Origin of the sequence: Amycolatopsis sp. NPDC001319 (genome assembly GCF_042896185.1) — a bacterium.
In the GTDB taxonomy this organism is placed as follows: Bacteria; Actinomycetota; Actinomycetes; order Mycobacteriales; family Pseudonocardiaceae; genus Amycolatopsis.
In genome coordinates this window covers 25,082-45,634 of sequence record NZ_JBIAWY010000027.1, presented here as the reverse complement: position 1 = coordinate 45,634, position 20,553 = coordinate 25,082, and the positions used below count along the sequence as shown (strand labels likewise).

Genomic DNA, 20,553 nt, shown 5'->3' with positions numbered 1-20,553 from the left:
CTACAACACTCAACGCCGCCACAGCGCACTCGGCGGGCATCCACCCACCAGTCGACTGCCACCAACCTGACGGCCGAATACACCTAGTGGCCCGCGACGCCGTGAAGATCGAGGGCACTCCCAAGGTCCACCACACCACCGTCACCGAGAACGGCCACCTGCGCGACCGCCTCTTCTGCGGCGACTGCGGCACGCCGATCTTCACGATCCTCCACGAACACCCCGAAACCCTCATCGTCAAAGCCGGCACCCTCGACGACCGCACGGGCCTCACCCCCACCGCCGACGTGTGGTGGCGCCGCGCCCAAGACTGGCTCACCCCGCACCCCACCCGCCCCCGCTTCACCGGCGACGCGCACTAGCCGGCTTTCGCGGTGATGCCGCGAGCCGGACAGTCACGGCGTGACCACCTGCCTGCCGACCGAAGGCAGTGCTGCGCGCACTGGCCGCCCGCGGCGCCTACGAGAGCCACGCGGCTCAGTAGCCCGCGGCACGAAAGTCCGCAACGAGGCAAAACGCCGTCAACGAGCCCTTCCCGGGCGTCAAAGTTCCGTCCGGACTCGAGCCCGACGCACCCCGCCGCCGCACGATGGACGGATGACCGGCCTGACGTTCACCCTGGTCGCGATCGGCGGTTTCGTGCTGGTGGCGCTGTTGCTCCGCCTCGCCGGCGCGTGGCTCGACTCCCACGACGACGACCCTTTCGCCCGCGACATCCCGCCGCGCGGCGACGCAGAGGCGCGTTAGTCGCTTTCCAGCTCCGCCAGCACTTCCGCGGCCGTCGTGTTGCCGGCCAAGGCCAGGCGGCGCAGCTCGTCGTGGTCCTCGCGTTCGGTCGCCAGCTCGACGAGCAGATCGGCGGCGTCGGAACTGCCGCCGGCGGCCCACTGGCGCAGCTCGGCCGCGTCGCCGCGTTCGGCGGCCAGCTCGATCAGCTGGTCGAGGGCGTCGGAGTCTCCTCGGGCGGCCGCCGCGCGCAGGGCTTCCCCATCGGGGTCGGTCATCGTCGGCTCCTTCCTGACGCGCTAAACGTCGATGTGCGAACCCATGATCACGGTCCGCTCGCGGGGCAGCGCGAAGTACTCGGCCGCGTCGGCGGTGATGTAGGACGTGGCGATGAACAGGCGCTTGCGCCAGGCCGCCATCGTCGGTTCGTCGCCGCGGCGCAGCTCGATCTTCGACAGGAAGTAGGACGCGTCGTCGACCTGCAGGCGGCCTTCGGTGGCGGCCGGGTCGACGAGTGCGAGCGTGCGCGGCACGTCCGGGGTTTCCATGTAGCCGAAGCGGGCCGTGACGTGGGTGATGCCGTCGTCCGCGTAACCGAGGTCGTCGACGGAGATCCGTTCGGTGTCCGGGATCCGGGGCACGGGCTCGGTTTCCAGCGACATGATCACCACGTGTTCGTGGCGCACGTGGTTGTGCTCCACGTTGGCGCGCATGGCCAGCGGCGCGCTGTCGTTGCCGCGGTTGAGGAACACGGCCGTGCCGGGCACGGTCTGCGTCGGCGACTCGCCGTTGCGCAGCTTGTCGACGAACCCGCGCAGCGACCCTTCCTGCCGGCTGCGCTCGGCCGTCACGATGTGGCGGCCGCGCTGCCAGGTGGTCATGACCGTGAACGCGGTGAGGCCGATGAGCAGCGGCAGCCACGCGCCGTGGACGAGCTTGGTGAGGTTGGCGGCGACGAACAGCAGGTCCACCACCAGCAGCACAGTCCCGCCGATCCAGAGCAGCCACGGCGGCGTGCTCCACTTCGATCGGGCGATGTAGAAGAACAGCAACGTGGTGATGGTGATCGTGGCGGTCACGGCCATGCCGAACGCGTAGGCCAGCGCCGACGAGCTGCGGAACGCGAACACGAGCGTCAGCACGGAAACCATCAGCAGCCAGTTGATCCACGGCACGTAGATCTGGCCGCGCTCGGTCTCCGACGTGTGCGCGATCCGCAGCCGCGGCAGGTACCCGAGCTGCGCGGCCTGCGAGGCGACCGAGTACGCGCCGGTGATCACGGCCTGCGAAGCGATCACGGTCGCCGCCGTGGCCAGCAGGACCAGCGGAAGCCGGGCCCAGCCGGGGACGAGCAGGAAGAACGGGCTGCTCAGGTTCGCCTGGTCTTCGAGGATCAGCGCGCCCTGGCCGAAGTAGTTGAGCACGCACGCCGGGAACACGAGGAACAGCCACCCGCGCGTGATGGCGCGGCGGCCGAAGTGGCCCATGTCCGCGTACAGCGCTTCGGCGCCGGTGACCGACAGCACGACCGCGGCGAGCGCGAAGAAGGCGATGTCGAAGTGGCCGACCATGAAGTCCAGCGCGTACGTCGGCGAGAGCGCCTCGAGGATCGCCGGGTGCTTGACGATGCCCGTCACGCCGGTCAGGCCGATCACGGTGAACCACGTGATCATCACCGGCCCGAACACCCGCCCGACAGCCGCGGTACCCCGGCGTTGCACCAGGAACAGCACCACGATGATCACCGCGGTGATCGGCACGACCCAGCTCTCGAACGCGTCGTCGACGACCTTGAGGCCCTCCACCGCCGACAGCACCGAGATCGCGGGGGTGATCATGCTGTCGCCGAAGAACAGTGACGCGCCGAAGATGCCCAGCCCCGCCAGCACCACGGCCACCCGCCGCCGCCCCTGCCCGCCGCGGCGGCGCAGCAGGGTGATCAGGGCCATGATGCCGCCCTCGCCGTCGTTGTCCGCGCGCATCGCCAGCAGCACGTACGTGACGGTCACGATGATCGTCACGGACCAGAAGATCAGCGACACGACCCCGAACACGTTCTGCGCGCTCACCGGCACCGGGTGCGGGTCGCTCGGGCTGAACACCGTCTGCAGCGTGTAGATGGGGCTCGTCCCGATGTCGCCGAACACGACTCCCAGCGCCCCGACCACCACGGCCAGCTTCACGGAGTCCCGCGCGAGCCGCGCCCGGGCGGCCGGCCCGTCCCCCGTCGTGGTCGCCTTCCGGCCCTCGGTCACGGTCTTCCTCCTCGGCGCGAGCGGGCACAGCCCCGGCATCGGGGGGAACCCTACCGGGCCGAGGTGCAGGGCACCGGAAGATCAACGGCCGTGTCAGAAGCCCGGACGTGTTCCAGTGCGACGGTCACGGTCAACTGGCCCCAGCTCGTCGGCCACCTCGAGCGTGCCGACCCGGGCGAGTGCCGTCGTCATCGCCGCACGGATCGGTGTCCGGCCGGCCTCGTGATCAGCGGTCGCGCCGACCACGCAGCGCGCGGTCGGCGTGGACATCGACGCACGGGACAGCAGCGCCTGCAGCCGCGGGTCGCCCCAGCCCGAGTCGGCTGCCGGGACCACCGTGCCGGCGACCGATCGCCGGAGCCAGTCCGCGAGGTCTGCCGCGTGAGCGGCGGTGAACGGCGGCGAGATCTGCCTGCCGCTGCTGGTCCGCGGGTTGCTGCGGCGCCGGCGGTCTTGGCCTCTGATCCCTTGTAGACGGTCAGGTGTCGAGGAGGTCGGCCGCGAAGACCTCCTCGATCCGCTGCCGGCGCTCGGACAGGCCCTGTTCGTGGTGGTAGCGCAGGTAGGTGTCGAGAGCAGTGCGGTTGGCCTCGATGCCATAGGGCCACCAGTCTCCGGTGAACTGCTCCTCGTTGCGCTCCACGAGGGCGTTGAGCCACGGCACCATCGCCGGGACCTGGTAGAGCCTGCGGTCACGCCGGTAGCGGTCGGCGGCGGTGTCCTTGGCGGCGGTGAACACGGCGTAGAGCTCACGCGCGAGGCCCGGCCGCTGGGCGAGGAGCTCGCGCCGGACGACGATGGTGTGCATGATCGGGAAGATCCCCGTGCGCCGGTGGTAGTCGCGTTCGAGCGGCTCGAAGTCGGGGAACAGACGGGCGACGTTCGGCGACCCGTCGAGCACGCATTGGGGCACGTTGGCGGAGAACAGCGCGTCGATCTCACCCGCGTCGAGCATCGCGTTGAGCGTTTTCCCCGCGGGCGCGTCGGAAACGTCCAGGCCGGACGGACGCGGGTGCGGGATGAAGCCGAACGGCGGCGCCGGGTGCTCCAGCCCGCCGATCACCCACCGGTTGCGCTCGGGCTCGAAGCCGTACTCGTCGGCGAGGATTCCCTTGGCCCAGACGCCGGAGTCCTGGCCGTACGTGCCGAACTCGCCGATCGTCCGGCCGGCGAGGTCGCCCGGCCCGGTGATGCCGGCGTGGGTGTTGACGAAGACGCACGAATGCCGGAACACGCGGTTGGGGAAGATCGGCAGCGCCACGTACGGCAGGCCTTCGCCGACCAGTCGCAGGAAGAACGTGGCTCCCCGCGGCGTGACTACAACGCCTCGCGCCACTCGTCCAGCCGCGCGAGGAACGCGGTGAAGTCCTCGCGGAACCACGAGTGCCCCGACCCGGGCACGGTCTCCACGACCAGGCCGCGACCGCGCAGCTCCGCGGCGTGGGCCGCGGTGATGTACTCGCTCCCCTCCGCTCCGAGGACCAGCGACGGCCACGGCGCCGACTCGGGCGAATGGTCGTACCCGACCCCGGCGGCAAGCCCCGGGACGGCCGCGGGGTCCATGCGCCACAAGGATTCCCAGCGCAGCGCGAGGTCGGCTTCGGGCCACCGCCCGCCGAGGCGTTCGCGCAGCTGCGCGGGCTCGGTCCACTCCAGCCACGCGGTCCACTCGGCTCGCGAGTGCGCGTCCTGCTCGGCCGTCATCCGCCACGCCGGGTCGAGGTACACCGCGCTCGAGGGACGCAGCGCGTGCGCGGCGATGGCCAGCGCGAGGCCACCCAGGGAATGCCCGACGGCCAGGTCGATCTTCGTGTCGCCGACCGTGTCGACGAGGTCCAGCGCCCAGTCGGTCGGCGAATAGCGGCCGCGAGGGCTGGTGCCGTGCCCGCGCAGGTCCGGCGCCAGCACGGTGTAGCCGCGCTCGGCCAGTGCCGGGCCCAGCCGGTGCCACGACGCGCTGTCGCTGAACAAGCCGTGGACGAGCAGCGCGGTGCGATGGCCACCCGGCCAGCGGCGCACAGTCAGGTCCATGGGATCAGCTCGACTTCCGAAGCAGGGCCGGGCCCGAAATCCGGTCGGCCGCGGCGCGGAGCAGGCCGGCGTGCCGGGCGAGGGACGCGTGGGAGCGGGCGACGAGGCCGAGAGCCGCGTGCACGACGCCGTCGGCGCCGGTCACCGGCACGGCGAGCGACGCGGCGCCGAGGACCAGTTCCTCGTGCGACGTCCCGAAACCGGTTTCGCGGGTGGCCCGCACCGACGCGGCGAGGCGGCCCGGCATCACGAGCGTGTGCGGGGTGTGGCGGCGCAGACCGCGCTCGCCGAGCTCGCCGAGCTCGGCGAGCAGCCCGGCCGGGCCGTGGGCCAGCAGGACCTTGCCGACCGCGCTCGCGTGCAACGGCAGGCGTCCGCCGACCTCCGTGCGGTCGGCGGCGGCGTGCAGCCCGGTGAGCCGCTCGATCACCAGCGCACTGTGGTGATCGAGCACGGCGAGCTGCACTGTGGCGTGCGTGGCGTCGTACAGGTCCCGCATCGGCCGGGACGCCCGTTCCCGCAGCGCCGCGCCGGCCGACGAGCGCGTGCTCAGCGCCCACAGGCGCAGCCCGATGCGGTAGGTGCCGGCCGGGCCGCGTTCGACGCCGCCGCAGCGTTCGAGTGACGCGAGGATCCGGTGCGCGGTGGTGAGCGGCAACCCGGAGCGCTCGGTGATCTCCGCCAGCGTCAGCTCGGTGCCGTCGAACACGTCGAGCAGGGTGAACAGCCGGTCGATCGTCGAGCGCCCGGGTTCGCGCGCGTTCCCGCTCATCGGCGGGCTCCCGGGATTCGCGTCGCGACGGTGGTTCTGGTGGTCACGTGTCCATCGTGTCCCGCTCACCGGATATCCGGAAAGTGCTTCCTGAGCTGACTTCCTATGCGCTGCGGGCATAGCTCACACCCAGCCGTCGAGGGCCGCCACGAAGCCCTCGTGGTCGTCGAGGTGCACGAAGTGACCCGTGCCGGCGACCGTGCGCACGGTGAAGCCCACCTGCTCGAAGTGCTCCGCGAGCGCCGGCGCGATCAGGTCGCTCTGCCCGGCGCGCAGGATCAGGGACGGTACGACGGGGAACCCCGGCGTGTAGGCCGTCTCGAGGTAGTCCATCCGCGTCGTGTCCGGGTCCCACTCCCGCAGCTCGGCGAGCCGAGCCTCGACGAGCTTGTCGCTCCACCGCGGATGCGCGGCCCGCGCGTCGGCCGCTCCCCACTGCCGGGACGCCCGGATCGCGGGCTGCGCTTCGCCGTACCCGACGCCCGACCACGGGTACCAGGCCGGGTCCACGTACACCGCCCGCGCCGGGCGCAGGCGCTCGGCGATCATCGCGAGCAGCACCCCGCCGAGGGAGTGCCCGATGGCCAGCGCCGGCTCGGCCGGCAGCGAGCCGAGCAGGTCCTCGGCCCAGCGTTCGCGGCTGTAGCGGCCGCGGGGACTGCGCCCGTGCCCGGCGAGGTCGGGCGCGAGCACCCGGTAGCCGCGCCGCACCAGCTCGGGCGCGAGCGCAGTCCAGGTCGCCGAGCTCGAGGACAGGCCGTGGACCAGCACGGCGAGGCGGTCGCCGGTCCCCTCTTCGTGGACGTGCAAGCTGGCCATGGTCTTCCTCCGGTGAAAGCGGTACGGGCCCTTCCCACCTTCGGCATCCGACGGCGCCGTGGCACCCCCGCGGTTCCGCTGGGCGGAGGCCGGGCATTGTCCGCCGTTGCGCCGCTGCCTACGCTTTCCGACCGGGTCCCCGTGCCGACCACGACGGTGTACGAAGTGGACTCCCAGCCGCACCCGGCCCGGAACGACAGTCCGCTGTGGACACGATCCGCCGGGTGCCGGCCGCGGCGGGCCGGCCCGCCGCGGCGTTCGCGGTCCCCGTGACCCGCCCGGCCCGGGCACCCGCCTCCGGAGGAAAAGGAGCGCCCACCGTGCACGGCGATTCCGCATCGGACGAGAACCCGCGCGAACACCGCTTCCCGCTCAACCTGTTCAGCATTCCCTTCGGCCTCGCCGGCCTGGCGGGCACCTGGACGTCGGCGGTGGCGGCGCCGGGCGTCAGCGTGGTCGTGGCCGACGTGCTGTGGGTTGTCGCCGCGCTCGCGTGGCTGATCGCGCTGGGGCGCTACTTCGTGGCCGCCCGGACTCCGCGCCGGGTGCTGGCCGACCTCGCGCACCCGGTGCTCGGGCCGTTCGGCTCGCTCGTGCCGACCACGGGCATGTTGCTGGGCACCAGCCTGAGCCGCTACGCACCGGAGGCCGGCCGTGTCGTCGTGGTCGCCATGGCAGTGCTCGGCGCGCTCGTCGCCACGCACTTCGTCGGCGGGCTGCTCGGCCGGGCCCGCTCGTTCGACCACCTGCACGCCGGCTACCTGCTGCCGACAGTCGCGGCCGGGCTGATCTGCGGCCAGTCCCTCGCCGCGGTCGGCCTCCACGCGGCGGGGGTGGCGGCGTTCGCCGTCGGCCTGCTGATGTGGGTGCTCGTCGGCGCCCCGATCCTGGCCCGGCTCGCGTTCCGCCCGCCCCTCCCGACCCCGCTGCTCCCGACCGTCGCGATCTTCGCCGCCCCACCCGCGGTGGCCGGCAACGCCCTGTTCGTGCTCGCCGGCCCGGGCACCGGCTTGCCGCAGCAGGCGCTGCTCGGCACGTTCGTGCTCTTCGTCGCCGCACAGCTGCCGATGATCCCCGCCTACGCGCGGCTGCCGTTCTCCCTCGGCTTCTGGGCACTCACCTTCACCACGGCCGCCAGCGGTTCCTACGCCCTGCACTGGCTCGCCGCGACCGCCACGCCGACGGCGACGACCGGGGCGGTCGCGGTCCTCGCGGTCACCACGGCCGTCGTCGGCGGGGTGGCGCTGCGCTCGATCGTGTTCGTGCTCCGCCCGGCGACCACCGAGCGCCCGGCCCTCGACGATCCCGCCGGACGGCCCTGAGGAGCGTCAAGCCCGGCGACCCAGCGGAGGTACGTCGGCCAGCACCTTCGCCGCGGCCCCGAAGGCGGCGTCGGCGGCGGCGGCACTCGGCAGCGCGTCGAGCTCGTCGGAGAAGACCTCCACCGACACCGGCGCCGTCACGCCGCGGTCGCGCAACCCGGCCAGCACCCCGCCGGTGTCGCCCGCACCCTGCCCGGGCAGCAGGCGGTGGTGGCGTCCCTCCGTCGTCAGGTCGGCCGACGCGACCGGCCGGACATCGCTCAGCTGCACCGAGGTCACGGCCTCGGCCGGGACGGAGAACACGTCCGCGGCTCCGGCGCCCGAGCGGAACCAGTGCCACAGATCGAGAATCAGCCCGCCGTTCGGGCGCGCGGCGGCGTCGACGATCTCCCACGCCTCACCGAGTGTCCGCACGTGGCTGTAGGGGATGAACTCGAACCCGACCCGCAGCCCGTGCTCCGCCGCGCGGTCGCAGAGCCGGCCGAACGGCTCGGCCAGGTCCGCGACGCGGTGCGCGGTGAACATCGGGACGTTCAGCTGGCGGCAGCCGACGGCGTCCGCGATCCGGAACAGCGCGGCCTCCTCGGGTGCGGGCGACGGAGCCGTCCAGTCCCACGTGTGTTCCAGCTCCAGCAGCCGAAGCCCGTGCGCGACGAGCAGATCGGGCAACCGGTCGTCGCAGTCGCCGAGCCGCAGGCCGATCGCCGTGAACCCGGCGGCGGCCGCCACCTCGACGCGGGTGGCGAGGTCGGCGTGGCGGAGGGTGTTGGCACTGCACGCGAGATCGAGGCTCATCGCGGCGCGCCGGCTTCCGCGAGCCAGCGCGCGCCTTCGGCGTAGAGCGTCTCGACGGCCGCACCGGTGAGGCCCGGCAGCCCGCGCTTGACGGTGAACCCCGCCCGCGTCTGCAGGTAGCCGAGGTGCCGGTAACCCACGGGGAACTCGGCCAGCAGCGCCGGATCCAGCGTCAGCGTCGCAGCGGGGTCGACCGGGTCGAGGCGGTCCTTCTCGTAGATCGGGCGCCGGCGCACGATCTTCCACTCACCGGCGTGCACGGCGAGGAAGTCGTAGAACCGCCCGGTGCAGACGACGTCGACCAGCACACCGTCGACCTCGCCGCGCTGGGAGATGGTCATCTTCGTCTGCGCGATCGCGCGCGAGCCGGCGACCTCGCTGCTGTGACCGCCGAGGAAGTGCAGGATGCTGACGCCGGCTTCGAACCCGGCGCGGCTGGCCTCGATGAAGTCCGCGGCCGGGCCCTGGAACCAGGTCGCGCTCATCCGGCCTTCGGGGTGCCACACGGTGGCGAACCGCGCCCAGTCGCCGGCGTCGCGCCACACGGCCCAGTTCTCCACCAGCTCGCGGATCGCGAACCGGTTCTCGTCGATCTTCGGCATCAGTGCCCTTTCTCGCAGCGGGATCGATCAGTAAGTGGCCCGGCCACCGGAGAGGTCGAACACGAACCCCTGGGTGAACGTGCAGTCCGGTCCCACCACGAACGCCACCATCGCGGCGATCTCGTCCACGGTCAGGAACCGGCCCATCGGGATCTTCGCCCGGCTGGCCGCGATGTGCTCGGGCGTCATCTCGCGGAACAGGTCGGTTTCGGTGATCACGGGCGCGATGCAGTTCACGAGCACCCCGGCGTCGGGCAGCTCTCGCGCCACGGACTTGGTGAAGCCGATGACCCCGGCCTTCGCCGCCGCGTACGCGCTGATGCCCGGCGCCCCTTCCTTGCCGACGATCGACGAGACGTTCACGATGCGCCCGTGGCGCCGCTGCCGCATGCCCGGCAGCACCGTGCGGGTGCAGTAGAACACGCCGGTGAGGTCGACGGCGAGGACCTGGTGCCACGCCTCGAGCGGGTAGTCCTCGACGGGGACGACCGGTCCGTTGATGCCCGCGTTGTTCACGAGGATGTCGACCTCCCCGATCGCCTCGACGGTCGCGGCGTGGGCCGCGCGCACCGAATCGAGGTCGGCGACGTCGGTCTGGCACGCGAACCCCGGCGCGCCCTCGACGTCGCGGTCCCACACCGCGACGGTGGCCCCCGCGGCGGTGAGCCGGCGCGCGATCCCGAGCCCGATGCCGCGGGCGCCGCCGGTGACGACGGCTCTCTGGCCGGCGAGTGTCTGTTCCATGGCCTCTTCTCCTGCGGCGGACGTTTTCCCTTACACCGTCGCCGTTTCCGGCCGGACGACGTAAGCCTTGCTTCCACCCGGCGGAAGGCGGCACTGCGGCTCACCCGCCGCGCGAGCGACACTGGCCCGAGCGGACGGCGTCCCCGCCCGTGGTTCCCGCTGCGAACGGCAGGAGAGGCGATGCCCTGCGTGACGACCGGACCGGTCGAGCTCTTCTACACCGATCAGGGCGCCGGCGAGCCCGTGCTGCTGGTCCACGGGCTCGGCTGCGACTCGCACGACTGGCTGTTCCAGCACGACGCGTTCGCCGCCCGGCACCGCGTGATCGCCCCCGACCTGCGCGGGCACGGCCGGTCGTCGGCGCCGGAGTCGGGGTACCGCCCGCAGGAGCTGGCCGCGGACCTCGCCGCCCTCCTGGACACCCTCGGCACCGGGCCGGTGATCGCGATCGGCCACTCGCTGGGCGGCAATGTGGCCTCGGCACTCGCGGTCGCCCGTCCCGACCTCGTGCGCGCGGTCGTGGCCGCCGATCCGGCGTACGGCACCGACCCGGCCACTACGGCCGTCCTCGCCGACCTCGCCGAGGTGATGGGCACGGACGAGGGCAACGAAATCGCGGCCACCGCGTTCGCCGCGCTGGAACCCGACGCCCACGCCTGGCTGCGCACCTGGCACTCCCGCCGCATCCTCGGCATGGCACCGCAGGTCCTCGCGCAGGCGTTCCGCCACATCTACTTCGGCGAAGGCCAGTTCGGCGTGCGGCCGGGTTCCGACGAGTTCCTCACCGCCCGAGACTGTCCCGTGCTCGCGATCCACCGCTCCCCCGCGCTGGCGGCCTGGGAACGCACGCTTACGCGGAACCCGGCCAGCCGGTCGGTCGCCTGGCCGGGTTCCGGGCACTGGCTCCACCAGGAGCGTCCCGAAGCGTTCACCGATCTCGTGCTGGACTGGATCTCGAAGCTGCCCGGCTGAGCCGGCTCACCACTGGTCCCAGTGGACGAACTCGCGGTGGTCGGCGCGCGAGCCGGGCTTGAAGCTCGTGCCGATCGTGTAGGCGACCGGGGTCAGCGCGGCTTGCACGACCGTGTCGAACGGGATGTCGAGCAGCTCGGCCATTTCCCGCTCGTAGGTCAGGTGCGCGGTGGTCCACGCGGTGCCCAGCCCCCGCTCGCGGGCGGCGAGCATGAAACTCCAGAACGCGGGCAGCACCGAGCCCCAGTTGCCGGCCTGGCCGCGGATCGAGTCGAGCGCCGAACGCTCGTCCACGCGCAGGCACGGGATCAGCAGCAGCGGCACCTCGTGCAGGTGGTGCGCGAGGTGGTCGAGGCTGTCGGCGATCCGGTGCCACTCGTCCGACGCGAAGCTCATGCGGGTGGGCAACGGCGCCGACGAGCCCGAGGAGTGCCCGGCCAGCAGCCCGCGCTGCCAGATATCGGCCACGGCCGCCTTGCGGTCCGGCTCCTCGACGAACACGAAGTCCCACTGCTGCCGGTTGCGTCCCGTCGGCGCCTGCACGGCGACGCAGAGGCAGTCCTCGATCACCTCCCGCGGCACCGGGCGCTCGAGGTCGAGGCGCTTGCGCACCGACCGGGTCGTGGTGAGCACTTCGTCGGCGGACAGTCCGAGTGGGGTCGTCATGAATCTGCTCCCAGGGTCGAGGGGGTCGTGGCGGCGCCGAGCCACTGCTCGACGTCGGCGGTGAACCGGTCGGGCTGCTCCTGGTGCAGCCAGTGACCGGCGCCGGGATAGGTCAGGACACGGTCGGCCTCGTCGCGCGCGAACTCCCGGCCCGCCGCGGCGCGGGTCTCGTTGCGGTAGAAGGCGAGCAACGGCGCCCGCCGCCGCGCCAGGAACCCGTCGGTGTCCGGGCGGAAGTGGAACGAGTCGGCACCGAAGGCGAACTCGTCGAACATCTCCCGCACCACTTCGGGCCGCGCGCGGCGGGCCGAGGCCAGGTGCTGCTCGGCCAGTGCGCGCGGGGTCGCCGGGGTGGCGTCGAACCGGGCGAAGTAGTCGAGTGCGACGCGGATCGGGTCGGGTCCGGCGAGCTGCCGCGACACCTCACGCAGCCGTTCGCCGTCCGCGGGCGCGAACCCGTAGGCGGGATCCACGGCCACCACGGCACGCACGTGGTCCGGATGCGCGACGGCGAGCGTCGCCGCGACCTCGGCCCCGGCGGAGTGCCCGACGACGACCGCCGCGCCCGTGCCGAGGACGTCGAGGATTCCCGCGACGTCGCGGGCCATCGCCGCGGGCGAGTAACCGTCGGCGCTCGTGCTCGAACGGCCGTTGCCCCGCAGATCCACCGTCACCACGCGGTGGCGCGCGGTGAACCGACGGGCCAGGTCGGCCCAGTCGGCCGAGTCGCACGCCCAGCCGTGCAGCAGCACGAGCGGCGGACCCGGCCGGTCGGTGGCCGGCCGGTGGTCTTCGAAGAACAGCACCACGTCGGGTGTTTCCAGGTAGGCCATGCGCGCGCCCGTCACGGCGCCGGCGCGAGCTGCGCGCCGCCGGCCACGTGGAGCACTTCCCCGGTGATGAACGCGGCCCGGGGCGAGGCGAGGAACGCGACCGCCTCGGCGACGTCGTCCTCGGTCGCCATCCGCGACAGCAGCGTCATGTTCCGGTGCTTCTCCAGGTGCGCGGCGAGCTCGTCGCCACTGCGCCCACCCGTCACGAAGGGCGTCGCGACGGTGCTCGGAGCCACCGCGTTCACCGTGACCCCGAGCGGGCCCAGCTCCACCGCCAGCGCCCGCGTGAGCCCGACCAGCCCGGCCTTCGACGACACGTACGCGAGCGGTCCGCCGCTCAGCCACGTGCGCGACGAGATGTTCACGACCTGCCCGCCGCCGGTCGCCCGCCACAGCGGCGCCGCCGCCTGGCACAGCGATGCCGGACCCCACAGGTTCACACCCAGCACCGACTGCCACTCGCTCTCGCCGAGCTCACCGAAACGGCTTCGCTGGTTGAGCGCGGCATTGTTCACGAGCTGGTCGAGGCGCCCGTAGGTCGCCCGCAGCCGTTCGACGAGCGCGTGGTTGCCCTCGTCGGACGCGACGTCCGCGGCCCAGCCGACGACCGGCGCGCCGGTCTCCGCGGCGATTTCGCCCGCCGTCGCCGCCGCGCGGCCGCCGTCGAGGTCGGCCAGCACCACGGTGGCGCCGTCACCGGCCAGGCGCCGGGCGATCGCGCTGCCGAGCGCCCCGGCTCCGCCGGTGACCAGCGCCACGCGGTCGGGATTTCCTTGTCGCACAGACGTTCTCCTCTTCGTCGGGTCGTCGGTCTTCAGCCGGACCGCCGGGCCGGCAGCGGCGATTCCTCGGCGGCCAGGCGCCGCGACACACCGTCGGCAGCGGACCGCAGAGCGGGTTCGTAGCGGGCGAGCGAAACGTGGGAATGGGTGACGATGCCGAGCGCCGCCCGCACCACGCCGGACGCGCCGGTCACCGCGGCCGCGATCGAAGCCGCGCCCAGCGTCAGTTCTTCGTGCGCCGTCCCGAGGCCGGTTTCGCGCGCGGACTCCACGGACGCGGCGAGGCGGCCGGGCATCACCAGCGTGTGCGGGGTGTAGCGGCGCAGGCCCCGCCGGCCGAGGTCGGTCAGCAGCCGGGCCGGGCCGTGCGCGAGCAGGACCTTGCCGACCGCGGTGGCGTGCAACGGAAGGCGCCCGCCGACCGCAGTGCGGGTCGGCACGGAGCGAAGCCCGGCGAGCCGCTCAACGACGAGTGCGGTGTCGTCTTCGCGGACCACGAGCTGCACGTTCGCGTGGGTGGCCTCGTACAGGTCCTGCATCACCGGCAGGGCGAGCTCCCGCAACGACGCCGCGGCCGCCGACCGGGTGCTCAGCTCCCACAGCCGCAGCCCGATCCGATAACTACCGGAGGGTGCGCGCTCGACCCCGCCCCACGCCTCGAGCGCGCCGAGGATGCGGTGCGCGGTGGTCAGCGGCAGGCCCGCGCGGGTGGCGATCTCCACGAGCGTCAGCTCGCCGTCGTCGAAAACGCCGAGCAGGGTGAACAGGCGGTCGATCGTCGACCGGCCCGGCTCCCGCGCGTTGCCGCTCACAGCAGCGCTCCCTGCCGGCGGAGCTCGTCCTGCACCGCACCGACCGCAACAGGTCCACTTCGGACGGACAGCGCGGCGGCGACTCCCGCGGCGTGGCCGGTGGCGAACGCCGTGCCCATGACCCGCACGGAACCGTAGGCCCGCCCGTCGGAGCTCACCAGCCGCCCGGCGGCCCAGAGGTTCCGGAGCGACGCCGCGGTGAGGCTGCCGTAGGGGATGTCGTACCAGCTGTCGTCGCGGATCCCGCCGTAGCTGACCACACCCGGCACGGCGTGGTCCTCCATCGGCCAGCCACCGCGGGCGATCCCGTCCGGGCGGCGGCGGGCGCTCGTCACGTCGTCGGCCGTCACGGCGATGAGGCCGGCCAGCCGGCGCGTCTCCCGCACCCCGAGCTCGGGTCCGGTCGCCGCGAGGAAACTCGACTCCCAGCCGCGCATGGTGCGCAACGCCTGGAAGTAGTGCATCGCGAGCCGCCGGCCTTCGATCTCGGCCGACGTCGACTCGGCCGCGTCGAGGACGTCGCGGTGCTGGTCGGCGACCAGCACCATGATCTCGCGCGACACCGGCAGCCGTACCGTCACCCCGTGGTCGCGCGGCAGCTCGACGCCGGTCGCGCCGCGGTAGCCCGCCACCGCCGAGGTCATGCCCGCCCGACTGAGGTCGCCGTCCTCGCGGACGCCGCCGATCCGCATCACCAGCGTGCTGGCCTGGCGGCGGGCGGCGGGCAGCACCGTGCGGGCCGCGCCCACCGCGTCGAGGAGCACGCCGTCTCCGCTGCCGTCGACGAACGCGTCGGCTTCGAGGCGCAAGGTGCCGCCGTGGTGTGCGACGTCGAGGGCCGTCACGCGTCCGTCCACAGTGGTCGCCCCGAAGACGGTGGCGTGCAGCAGCGGGGTCACGCCGGCGTCGAGGACGAGTGAGTCGAACACGCGCTTGGTCGTCTCCAGGTCGAGCAGCACGACCTTGTTGCCCGACTCGGCGGAGGTGTGGGTGAGGTAGAGGTCGAGCTCGTCGAGCCGGTCGAGGAACCGTTGCCCGACCCCGGCGACGACCTGGGTGTGCGAGTGGTCGAAGAACCCGCAGTAGGTCAGCACGGAGCCGGCGACCGCCGTGCCGCCGAGGTAGCCGTGCCGTTCGACCAGGCCCACCCGCGCGCCGGCCTGGGCCGCGCCGACGGCGGCCGCGACGCCCGCGGCCCCACCGCCGACCACCACGACGTCGAACTTCCCCGGGTGCGTCTGCTCGTCCGTACTCACTCCTCCATCGTGTCCCGCTGACCGGTCATTCAGAAAGTGCTTACTGAGCTGCCTCGATATGCCTCGACGGCATAGAATCGCGCGATGGTCGAACTCAGGCACCTCGAGTACTTCCGGACGGTCGCCGAGCTCGGGTCGATCGCGAAGGCCGCCACCGCACTCCACATGACCCAGCCGACGCTGAGCCGGCAGATCGCCCAGCTCGAACGCACCCTCGGCCACCAGCTGTTCTCCCGCAGTGCGCGCGGCGCCGCGCTCACGCCGGCCGGTGAGGGGCTGCGCGCCCACGTCGGGGCGATCTTCGTGCAGGTCGACCGGATCCCCGAGGTGCTCCAGGCGGCCGAGCGGGCAGAACGCCTGGTGCGCCTCGGTATCCCGCCAGGCCTGCCGCACCGGTGGTTCGAGACGTTCCGCGCGGCACTGGCCGAGTCGGCGCCGGCGGTCAAGCTGTCCCTGCAGGAAGCGACCACCGAGGAACAGCGGCACCTGCTGCCGGCCGGGCTCGTCGACCTGGGCCTGATGCGCCTGGAGCCGCCCGAGCTGCACTCCGCGCTGGTGCTGCTGCAGCGGTTCGGCTGCGCGGTCCGCGACAGCTCACGGCTCGCCGAGCGCCGCACGGTCACACTGCGGGATCTCGAAGGACTGCGCGTGCTGGCCCACTCCGCTCAGGACAACCCCGGAGAGGAGGTCCGGCTCCGCGCGGCGGCGGAAGCCGAGGACGTCCACGTCACCTGGCTGTTCCGCCGGTTCTCCGAGCACAGCTCGCTCATCGCGGAGACCTCGGCGGCCGACGCGGTGCTGCTCGGGGAGACCTCCGCCCGCCGGCACTTCCCGACGTGGCGCTGGATCCCGCTCGACCCGTCCGACGCGGTCAACGCCCTCGTGCGCACGTGGGCCGTGTGGGCCGACGAGGACCGCCCGGGCGTGCGCGAATGCCTGGCCGCCATGGCGGTCGCCGCCGACGACGCGGACGGGCCCGCCTAGCCGAAGAACGCGAGCAGCTCGTCGGCCACCGTGTCCGGCCGCTCTTCCGGCACGTAGTGGCCGCTGCCGGTCACGGCCTTCCCCCGCACGTCGGTGGCGTAGCGGCGCCAGGTGCCGACCACGTCCTTGCCGCGCAGGCCACCGTCGGCGCCCCAGAGCAGCAGCAGCGGCGAGGTGACGAGGTGGCCGGCGGCGTGGTCGGCTTCGTCCAGTTCGAGGTCGGCGCCGAAGCCGGCGCGGTAGTCCTCGAACGAGGCGTGCAGGTGGCCCGGGTCCTGGAACGCTTCGACGTAGGCCGCGAACGTCTCGTCGTCGATCGCGCCGGCCGCGCGGGGCCGCCGGAAGAAGAACCGCAGGTACGGCTCCACGTTGCCGGCCAGCAACAGCTCCGGCAGATCCGGCTGGGAGTGGAAGAACCAATGCCACATCGCGCTCGCCGAGGTGCGGTCCACAGTGGACATCACCTCGCGGGTCGGCAGGATGTCGAGCAGGGCGAGCCGGCGCACGTCGGCCGGGTGATCCAGGGCCCAGCGGTGGGCGACGCGGGCGCCGCGGTCGTGGCCGGCCACGAGAGCCGAGGTGTGTCCCAGGTGGACGATCAGCCGGTGCAGGTCCGACGCCGTCGCGCGCTTGCTGTAGCCGGTGGTCGCCAGGCCGGAGCCGCCGTAGCCGCGCAAGTCCGGGGCGACCACGGTGTAGCGCTCGGCCAGCGCGGGCATCACGTGCCGCCAGCAGAGGCCGGTCTGCGGCCACCCGTGCAGCAGCACGACCAGCTCGGGACCGTCGCCCAGCGTCCGGTAACACAGCCGGACCTCGTCCAGGTCCGCGTAGGAGATCTCGGCCATCGCTCTTTCCGTCGGTCGAAGTCGGATGTCCGCGACGCTACTGCCGGACGCGCACGCGAGCCCGGCCGCTCTTCCGCCGGGCGGAACCGGCCGGTCAGTCCAGGGGCTGGGTCGCGATCTCCGCCGTGACCTCCTCGACGATCACGCGGCTGTCGGTGCGCCGGGTCGCCCACGTGGTCAGCGCCATCGGCAGATCGCGCAGCGGCGCCCACGCCCAGCCGGGCAGCTGCTGCGCCGCGGTGTACGAGCTCACCACGGCGATCTCGGCGCGAGTGGCCGCCACGGACGCGCGCGCGTGCTCCACGAACTGCCCGAACAGCCACACGGGGTGCACGCCGGCCGCGAGCGTCGCCGCGAGCAGGCTGTCCTGCTGGCCCGGCACCTGCTCGCGGGAGTGGATCAGCACCCGGCGCCCGTCGAGGTCGGCCAGCTGATGGTCACCGGCCGCGGCGAGCGGGTGGCCGGGGCGCACGGCGAACCCGAACGGTTCCTGCCACAGCATCCGGCTCACGGTCCCGTCGGCCGGGGCCTGATGGACGATCGCGATGTCGAGCCGGCCTTCCCGCAGCAGCAGGAGCTGGCGCGCGCTGCTCGCCTCGGTCAGGTCGAGCGAACAGCCCGGCACCACGCGGCCCAGGTGCTCGACCACGCGCAGCAGCCACGCCGACGGCAGGCCCGGCGGGATCCCGAGCGCCACGAGCTCCTGCGGCGGCTCGTGCTGCGCCACGATCTCGCGCGTCGCGGCCTCCAGCGCGAGCAGGTGCCGGGCGTGGCCCACGAGCGCTTGGCCGGCGGCGGTCGGCGTCACCCCCTGCGCGGTGCGGACGAACAGCGTCTCCCCCAGCTCGTTCTCCAGCGCGCGGATCTGCCGGCTCAGCGACGGCTGGGCGATGAGCAGCTGGGCGGCGGCGCGGTTGAACGATCCGCGTTCGGCCACCGCCAGGAAGTACCGCAGGTGCCGCAGTTCCATCACACCTCCAGGTAATGCCTGAGAAGCATAAAGCGCCATGTCAAGCGGGTCTTGGACAGCCGCGTGGCCGCCCGGCTGTACTGGCAACGCGGCCGAGCTTTCCGTTGCCCCCGAACGGACTCCCGACTCGGCCCCGACCACTGTGGAGCTGCTGGATGAGACTGGGAATCTGCTCGGTCTGCCTGCCGGACCTAACGCCGGACGAGGCGGTCGGTTTCGTGCGCGAGGCCGGGTACGCGGGGATCGAATGGCGCGTGGCCCGTCCGCGCCAGGAGGGCGGCGAGCCGTCGTTCTTCGGCTACAACCGCTGTTCCGTCGCCCCGACGCAGGCCGAGGTGTCCCGAGCCGTGCGGCTCAGCGAAGCCGCCGGGCTGGAGGTGATCGGCCTCGACACCTACCTCGACACGGGTGACGTCACCGGGGCCGCGAAGGCGTTCGACCTGGCTGCTTCGGCCGGCGCGCCGTGGATCCGGGTGCGCGCGCCGTGGCGCGACGGGCGACCGTACCGGGAACTGCTGGCCGAAGCCCGGGACTTCTTCGCCCTGCTCGCCAAATCCGCGCGCCGCCACGGCGTGCGGGCGCTGCTGGAGATCCACCAGCGCTCGATCGCGCCCAGCGCGTCGCTGGCCCAGCGGCTGGTCGGCGAGTTCGATCCACAGTGGATCGGCGTGATCTACGACGCGGGGAACCTCGCGATCGAAGGGTACGAATCCCACGCCCTCGCCCTCGACCTGCTCGGCCCGCACCTCGCCCACGTGCACCTCAAGAACGTCGCCTACGCCCGCCCCGCCGAGGGCGGCCCGTGGACGCCGGACTGGTCGGCACTCGACAACGGCGTGGTCGACGTCCCCGGCCTCCTCGAGGCGCTCGACGACGCCCGCTACACCGGCTGGGTCAGCGTCGAAGACTTCAGCACCACGCGCACCCCCACCGCCACCGCGCGCTTCGACGCGGACCTCCTGCGCGAGCTCACGCAGTCCCGTGAGCACGACCGGCTTCTTTCCTGACCCCCTTCCCCTTACCTCAACGAGGAGGTGGCGACCCATGTCGCTCAACAGTCCCGTCACCGGCGAGGCGGCGTTCCTGCCCGCCGGCGGATTCCCGCGGCCGAGCAAGCTGCGCGCCTGGACGGCCACGGTCGCAGTCGTCGGCGCGACCGTGGTGACCTTTCTGGACAAAGCGCTCGTCGGCCTGATCGCAACTCCGGTGCAGAAGGAGTTCGGGCTCACCGCCACGGAGTTCGGCACCATCAGCAGCGCGTCGTACCTGCTGCTGATGGCCGCGTGCCTCGTGGTCGGGCTGCTGTCCGACCGCCTCTCACCGCGAGTCGTGCTGCTGGTGTGCGGCGTGCTGTGGGCCGTCGGGCAGATCCCGGCGTTCCTCGCCGTGACCGGCTTCATGCTGGTCGCGAGCCGGCTCGTGGTCGGGGCGGCCGAAGGTCCCGTGGTGCCGCTGTCGCACACCATCGCGTACTCGTGGTTCCCCAACGACCGGCGCGGCCTGCCCGCGTCGCTGATCACCAGCGGCGCGGCCGTCGCGAAGGTGGCGCTGCTGCCGGTGCTGACCGTGGTGGTCGTGGCCTTCGGCTGGCGCAGCGGGTTCCTCTCGGTGGGGATCCTGGCGCTCGCCTGGGTGGTGGTGTGGTTCTTCGCCGGACGGATGGGCCCCTACACCACGGACACCCCCACCGCGTCGACCGAGTCCACTGTGTCGTCCACTGTGGACGACAAGTCGAGCGCGTCGTGGCTGCGGATCCTGCTGAGCCCCACCTTCCTCGTCGCGGGCTTGGTGTACTTCGCGCAGAACGCGCTGGCATCGGTGATCTACACATGGCTGCCCTCGTACTTCGAACACGGCCTCGGCTTCTCCGCCACGGCGTCGGGGCTGCTGTACACGGTGCCCAGCGGGATGGCGATCATCGCGCTCGTGGTGGCCGGTACGGTCACCGACCGCCTGCTGCGGCGCGGGGTCAGCTCGCGCAAGGTGCGGGGCATCGGGGGCGGGATCACCGTGGCGGTCGCGGGCGTACTGGTCACGCTCCTGCCCTGGACCACCGCGGCGTTGCCCGCGATCCTGTTGCTGGTGCTCGGTTACGGCACTTCGGTGGTGGTGAACACCGTGACCCTGCCGGTGGTCGCCGAGATCGCGCCGGCGCGGCGCCGGGCCGGCACGCTCGCCGTGCTGGCCGCCATCGGCAGCGCGGCCGGCATCGTGAGCCCGCTGCTGACCGGCGTGATCCTCGACGCCACCGACACCCCACAGGGTGGCTACACGACCGCGTTCCTGCTGTTCGGCGGGTTCGTCGCCGTCAGCGGCCTGCTGTTCGCCGCGATCGCCAACCCGGAGCGGGAGAAGCGCCGCGCCTGA

24 protein-coding genes are annotated in these 20,553 nt (G+C 72.8%); 7 read left to right on the top strand and 17 right to left on the bottom strand.

Annotated elements, in window-relative coordinates:
* The first annotated feature begins 86 nt into the window (after window positions 1–86).
* Window positions 87–362 carry a GFA family protein gene (locus ACFY1H_RS48795; protein ID WP_386956692.1) on the top strand — a complete coding sequence of 92 codons (276 nt, stop codon included), beginning with the start codon at window positions 87–89 and terminating at the stop codon, window positions 360–362.
* Window positions 363–597: 235 nt separating this feature from the next.
* Entirely contained in the window at window positions 598–747 is a 150-nt protein-coding gene (locus ACFY1H_RS48790; RefSeq protein WP_366589010.1) for a hypothetical protein, read from the top strand.
* On the opposite strand, the gene ACFY1H_RS48785 is transcribed toward ACFY1H_RS48790, so the two are convergent.
* From ACFY1H_RS48785 to ACFY1H_RS48755, 7 genes are all read right to left on the bottom strand, one after another.
* A complete protein-coding gene (locus ACFY1H_RS48785) occupies window positions 744–1,004 on the bottom strand; it encodes a hypothetical protein (RefSeq protein WP_386956691.1) in 261 nt (86 codons plus the stop codon). The genes ACFY1H_RS48790 and ACFY1H_RS48785 overlap by 4 nt on opposite strands.
* Window positions 1,005–1,025: 21 nt before the next feature.
* Window positions 1,026–2,981, bottom strand: coding sequence for a potassium transporter Kup (locus ACFY1H_RS48780; protein ID WP_386956689.1), 1,956 nt, complete (start codon window positions 2,979–2,981; stop codon window positions 1,026–1,028).
* Window positions 2,982–3,074: 93 nt separating this feature from the next.
* Window positions 3,075–3,251, bottom strand: coding sequence for a hypothetical protein (locus ACFY1H_RS48775; RefSeq protein WP_366589004.1), 177 nt, complete (start codon window positions 3,249–3,251; stop codon window positions 3,075–3,077).
* Between the two features lie 208 nt (window positions 3,252–3,459).
* The gene (locus tag ACFY1H_RS48770; RefSeq protein ID WP_386956688.1) at window positions 3,460–4,317 is read right to left on the bottom strand and encodes a 4,5-dihydroxyphthalate decarboxylase; all 858 of its coding nucleotides are present in this window, start codon (window positions 4,315–4,317) and stop codon (window positions 3,460–3,462) included.
* Entirely contained in the window at window positions 4,299–5,012 is a 714-nt protein-coding gene (locus ACFY1H_RS48765; RefSeq protein ID WP_386956686.1) for an alpha/beta fold hydrolase, read from the bottom strand. The genes ACFY1H_RS48770 and ACFY1H_RS48765 overlap by 19 nt, the downstream gene beginning before the upstream one ends.
* Window positions 5,013–5,016: 4 nt before the next feature.
* Window positions 5,017–5,784: an IclR family transcriptional regulator gene (locus tag ACFY1H_RS48760; protein ID WP_386956685.1), complete on the bottom strand. Its 768-nt coding sequence runs from the start codon at window positions 5,782–5,784 to the stop codon at window positions 5,017–5,019.
* Between the two features lie 123 nt (window positions 5,785–5,907).
* Window positions 5,908–6,603 carry an alpha/beta fold hydrolase gene (locus tag ACFY1H_RS48755; protein ID WP_386956684.1) on the bottom strand — a complete coding sequence of 232 codons (696 nt, stop codon included), beginning with the start codon at window positions 6,601–6,603 and terminating at the stop codon, window positions 5,908–5,910.
* Between the two features lie 320 nt (window positions 6,604–6,923).
* Between ACFY1H_RS48755 and ACFY1H_RS48750 the strand changes: the two genes are divergently transcribed.
* Window positions 6,924–7,925 carry a hypothetical protein gene (locus ACFY1H_RS48750; protein ID WP_386956683.1) on the top strand — a complete coding sequence of 334 codons (1,002 nt, stop codon included), beginning with the start codon at window positions 6,924–6,926 and terminating at the stop codon, window positions 7,923–7,925.
* Window positions 7,926–7,931: 6 nt separating this feature from the next.
* Here the strand turns inward: ACFY1H_RS48750 and ACFY1H_RS48745 are convergent, their stop codons facing one another.
* The 3 genes from ACFY1H_RS48745 to ACFY1H_RS48735 are packed head-to-tail and all read right to left on the bottom strand — an operon-like array spanning window position 7,932 to window position 10,066.
* Complete coding sequence (locus tag ACFY1H_RS48745; protein ID WP_386956682.1) at window positions 7,932–8,720, bottom strand: sugar phosphate isomerase/epimerase family protein; 789 nt, start codon at window positions 8,718–8,720, stop codon at window positions 7,932–7,934.
* A complete protein-coding gene (locus ACFY1H_RS48740) occupies window positions 8,717–9,322 on the bottom strand; it encodes a nuclear transport factor 2 family protein (RefSeq protein WP_386956681.1) in 606 nt (201 codons plus the stop codon). Before ACFY1H_RS48740 ends, ACFY1H_RS48745 begins: the two co-directional genes overlap by 4 nt.
* A 27-nt stretch (window positions 9,323–9,349) precedes the next feature.
* Window positions 9,350–10,066 carry an SDR family NAD(P)-dependent oxidoreductase gene (locus tag ACFY1H_RS48735; protein ID WP_386956679.1) on the bottom strand — a complete coding sequence of 239 codons (717 nt, stop codon included), beginning with the start codon at window positions 10,064–10,066 and terminating at the stop codon, window positions 9,350–9,352.
* 180 nt (window positions 10,067–10,246) lie between these two features.
* On the opposite strand from ACFY1H_RS48735, the gene ACFY1H_RS48730 reads away from it, so the two are divergent.
* Entirely contained in the window at window positions 10,247–11,038 is a 792-nt protein-coding gene (locus ACFY1H_RS48730) for an alpha/beta fold hydrolase (RefSeq protein WP_386956678.1), read from the top strand.
* A 6-nt stretch (window positions 11,039–11,044) separates the two neighbouring features.
* Here ACFY1H_RS48730 and ACFY1H_RS48725 read toward each other — a convergent pair whose 3' ends face one another.
* From ACFY1H_RS48725 to ACFY1H_RS48705, 5 genes are read right to left on the bottom strand one after another with little or no spacing between them, the layout of a single operon-like run.
* Window positions 11,045–11,704 (bottom strand): nitroreductase family protein, encoded by a 660-nt coding sequence (locus ACFY1H_RS48725; RefSeq protein WP_386956677.1) that lies wholly within the window; start codon window positions 11,702–11,704, stop codon window positions 11,045–11,047.
* Complete coding sequence (locus ACFY1H_RS48720) at window positions 11,701–12,537, bottom strand: alpha/beta fold hydrolase (protein ID WP_386956676.1); 837 nt, start codon at window positions 12,535–12,537, stop codon at window positions 11,701–11,703. The genes ACFY1H_RS48725 and ACFY1H_RS48720 overlap by 4 nt, the downstream gene beginning before the upstream one ends.
* Before the next feature lie 11 nt (window positions 12,538–12,548).
* Entirely contained in the window at window positions 12,549–13,319 is a 771-nt protein-coding gene (locus ACFY1H_RS48715; protein ID WP_386956675.1) for an SDR family NAD(P)-dependent oxidoreductase, read from the bottom strand.
* Between the two features lie 32 nt (window positions 13,320–13,351).
* Window positions 13,352–14,131, bottom strand: coding sequence for an IclR family transcriptional regulator (locus ACFY1H_RS48710; protein ID WP_386956674.1), 780 nt, complete (start codon window positions 14,129–14,131; stop codon window positions 13,352–13,354).
* Window positions 14,128–15,387, bottom strand: coding sequence for an FAD-dependent oxidoreductase (locus ACFY1H_RS48705; protein ID WP_386956673.1), 1,260 nt, complete (start codon window positions 15,385–15,387; stop codon window positions 14,128–14,130). The genes ACFY1H_RS48710 and ACFY1H_RS48705 overlap by 4 nt, the downstream gene beginning before the upstream one ends.
* Before the next feature lie 84 nt (window positions 15,388–15,471).
* On the opposite strand from ACFY1H_RS48705, the gene ACFY1H_RS48700 reads away from it, so the two are divergent.
* Window positions 15,472–16,371, top strand: coding sequence for a LysR family transcriptional regulator (locus ACFY1H_RS48700; protein ID WP_386956672.1), 900 nt, complete (start codon window positions 15,472–15,474; stop codon window positions 16,369–16,371).
* On the opposite strand, the gene ACFY1H_RS48695 is transcribed toward ACFY1H_RS48700, so the two are convergent.
* Together ACFY1H_RS48695 and ACFY1H_RS48690 are read right to left on the bottom strand one after the other, a co-directional pair.
* Window positions 16,368–17,216: an alpha/beta fold hydrolase gene (locus ACFY1H_RS48695; protein ID WP_386956671.1), complete on the bottom strand. Its 849-nt coding sequence runs from the start codon at window positions 17,214–17,216 to the stop codon at window positions 16,368–16,370. The genes ACFY1H_RS48700 and ACFY1H_RS48695 overlap by 4 nt on opposite strands.
* Window positions 17,217–17,310: 94 nt before the next feature.
* Entirely contained in the window at window positions 17,311–18,186 is an 876-nt protein-coding gene (locus tag ACFY1H_RS48690) for a LysR family transcriptional regulator (protein WP_386956670.1), read from the bottom strand.
* A gap of 155 nt (window positions 18,187–18,341) precedes the next feature.
* On the opposite strand from ACFY1H_RS48690, the gene ACFY1H_RS48685 reads away from it, so the two are divergent.
* Both ACFY1H_RS48685 and ACFY1H_RS48680 read left to right on the top strand, forming a co-directional pair.
* Entirely contained in the window at window positions 18,342–19,193 is an 852-nt protein-coding gene (locus tag ACFY1H_RS48685; RefSeq protein ID WP_386956669.1) for a sugar phosphate isomerase/epimerase family protein, read from the top strand.
* Window positions 19,194–19,230: 37 nt separating this feature from the next.
* The gene (locus ACFY1H_RS48680) at window positions 19,231–20,553 is read left to right on the top strand and encodes an MFS transporter (RefSeq protein ID WP_386956668.1); all 1,323 of its coding nucleotides are present in this window, start codon (window positions 19,231–19,233) and stop codon (window positions 20,551–20,553) included.

Excerpts from the sequence above, each read along its gene's own strand:
- ACFY1H_RS48725 (WP_386956677.1), bottom strand. The coding sequence starts at position 11,704 with ATGACGACCCCACTCGGACTGTCCGCCGACGAAGTGCTCACCACGACC.
- ACFY1H_RS48720 (WP_386956676.1), bottom strand. The coding sequence starts at position 12,537 with ATGGCCTACCTGGAAACACCCGACGTGGTGCTGTTCTTCGAAGACCAC.
- ACFY1H_RS48765 (WP_386956686.1), bottom strand. The coding sequence starts at position 5,012 with ATGGACCTGACTGTGCGCCGCTGGCCGGGTGGCCATCGCACCGCGCTG.
- ACFY1H_RS48760 (WP_386956685.1), bottom strand. The coding sequence starts at position 5,784 with ATGAGCGGGAACGCGCGCGAACCCGGGCGCTCGACGATCGACCGGCTG.
- ACFY1H_RS48700 (WP_386956672.1), top strand. The coding sequence starts at position 15,472 with ATGGTCGAACTCAGGCACCTCGAGTACTTCCGGACGGTCGCCGAGCTC.
- ACFY1H_RS48740 (WP_386956681.1), bottom strand. The coding sequence starts at position 9,322 with ATGCCGAAGATCGACGAGAACCGGTTCGCGATCCGCGAGCTGGTGGAG.
- ACFY1H_RS48785 (WP_386956691.1), bottom strand. The coding sequence starts at position 1,004 with ATGACCGACCCCGATGGGGAAGCCCTGCGCGCGGCGGCCGCCCGAGGA.
- ACFY1H_RS48685 (WP_386956669.1), top strand. The coding sequence starts at position 18,342 with ATGAGACTGGGAATCTGCTCGGTCTGCCTGCCGGACCTAACGCCGGAC.
- ACFY1H_RS48755 (WP_386956684.1), bottom strand. The coding sequence starts at position 6,603 with ATGGCCAGCTTGCACGTCCACGAAGAGGGGACCGGCGACCGCCTCGCC.
- ACFY1H_RS48695 (WP_386956671.1), bottom strand. The coding sequence starts at position 17,216 with ATGGCCGAGATCTCCTACGCGGACCTGGACGAGGTCCGGCTGTGTTAC.
- ACFY1H_RS48775 (WP_366589004.1), bottom strand. The coding sequence starts at position 3,251 with ATGTCCACGCCGACCGCGCGCTGCGTGGTCGGCGCGACCGCTGATCAC.
- ACFY1H_RS48735 (WP_386956679.1), bottom strand. The coding sequence starts at position 10,066 with ATGGAACAGACACTCGCCGGCCAGAGAGCCGTCGTCACCGGCGGCGCC.
- ACFY1H_RS48790 (WP_366589010.1), top strand. The coding sequence starts at position 598 with ATGACCGGCCTGACGTTCACCCTGGTCGCGATCGGCGGTTTCGTGCTG.
- ACFY1H_RS48745 (WP_386956682.1), bottom strand. The coding sequence starts at position 8,720 with ATGAGCCTCGATCTCGCGTGCAGTGCCAACACCCTCCGCCACGCCGAC.
- ACFY1H_RS48690 (WP_386956670.1), bottom strand. The coding sequence starts at position 18,186 with ATGGAACTGCGGCACCTGCGGTACTTCCTGGCGGTGGCCGAACGCGGA.
- ACFY1H_RS48680 (WP_386956668.1), top strand. The coding sequence starts at position 19,231 with ATGTCGCTCAACAGTCCCGTCACCGGCGAGGCGGCGTTCCTGCCCGCC.
- ACFY1H_RS48730 (WP_386956678.1), top strand. The coding sequence starts at position 10,247 with ATGCCCTGCGTGACGACCGGACCGGTCGAGCTCTTCTACACCGATCAG.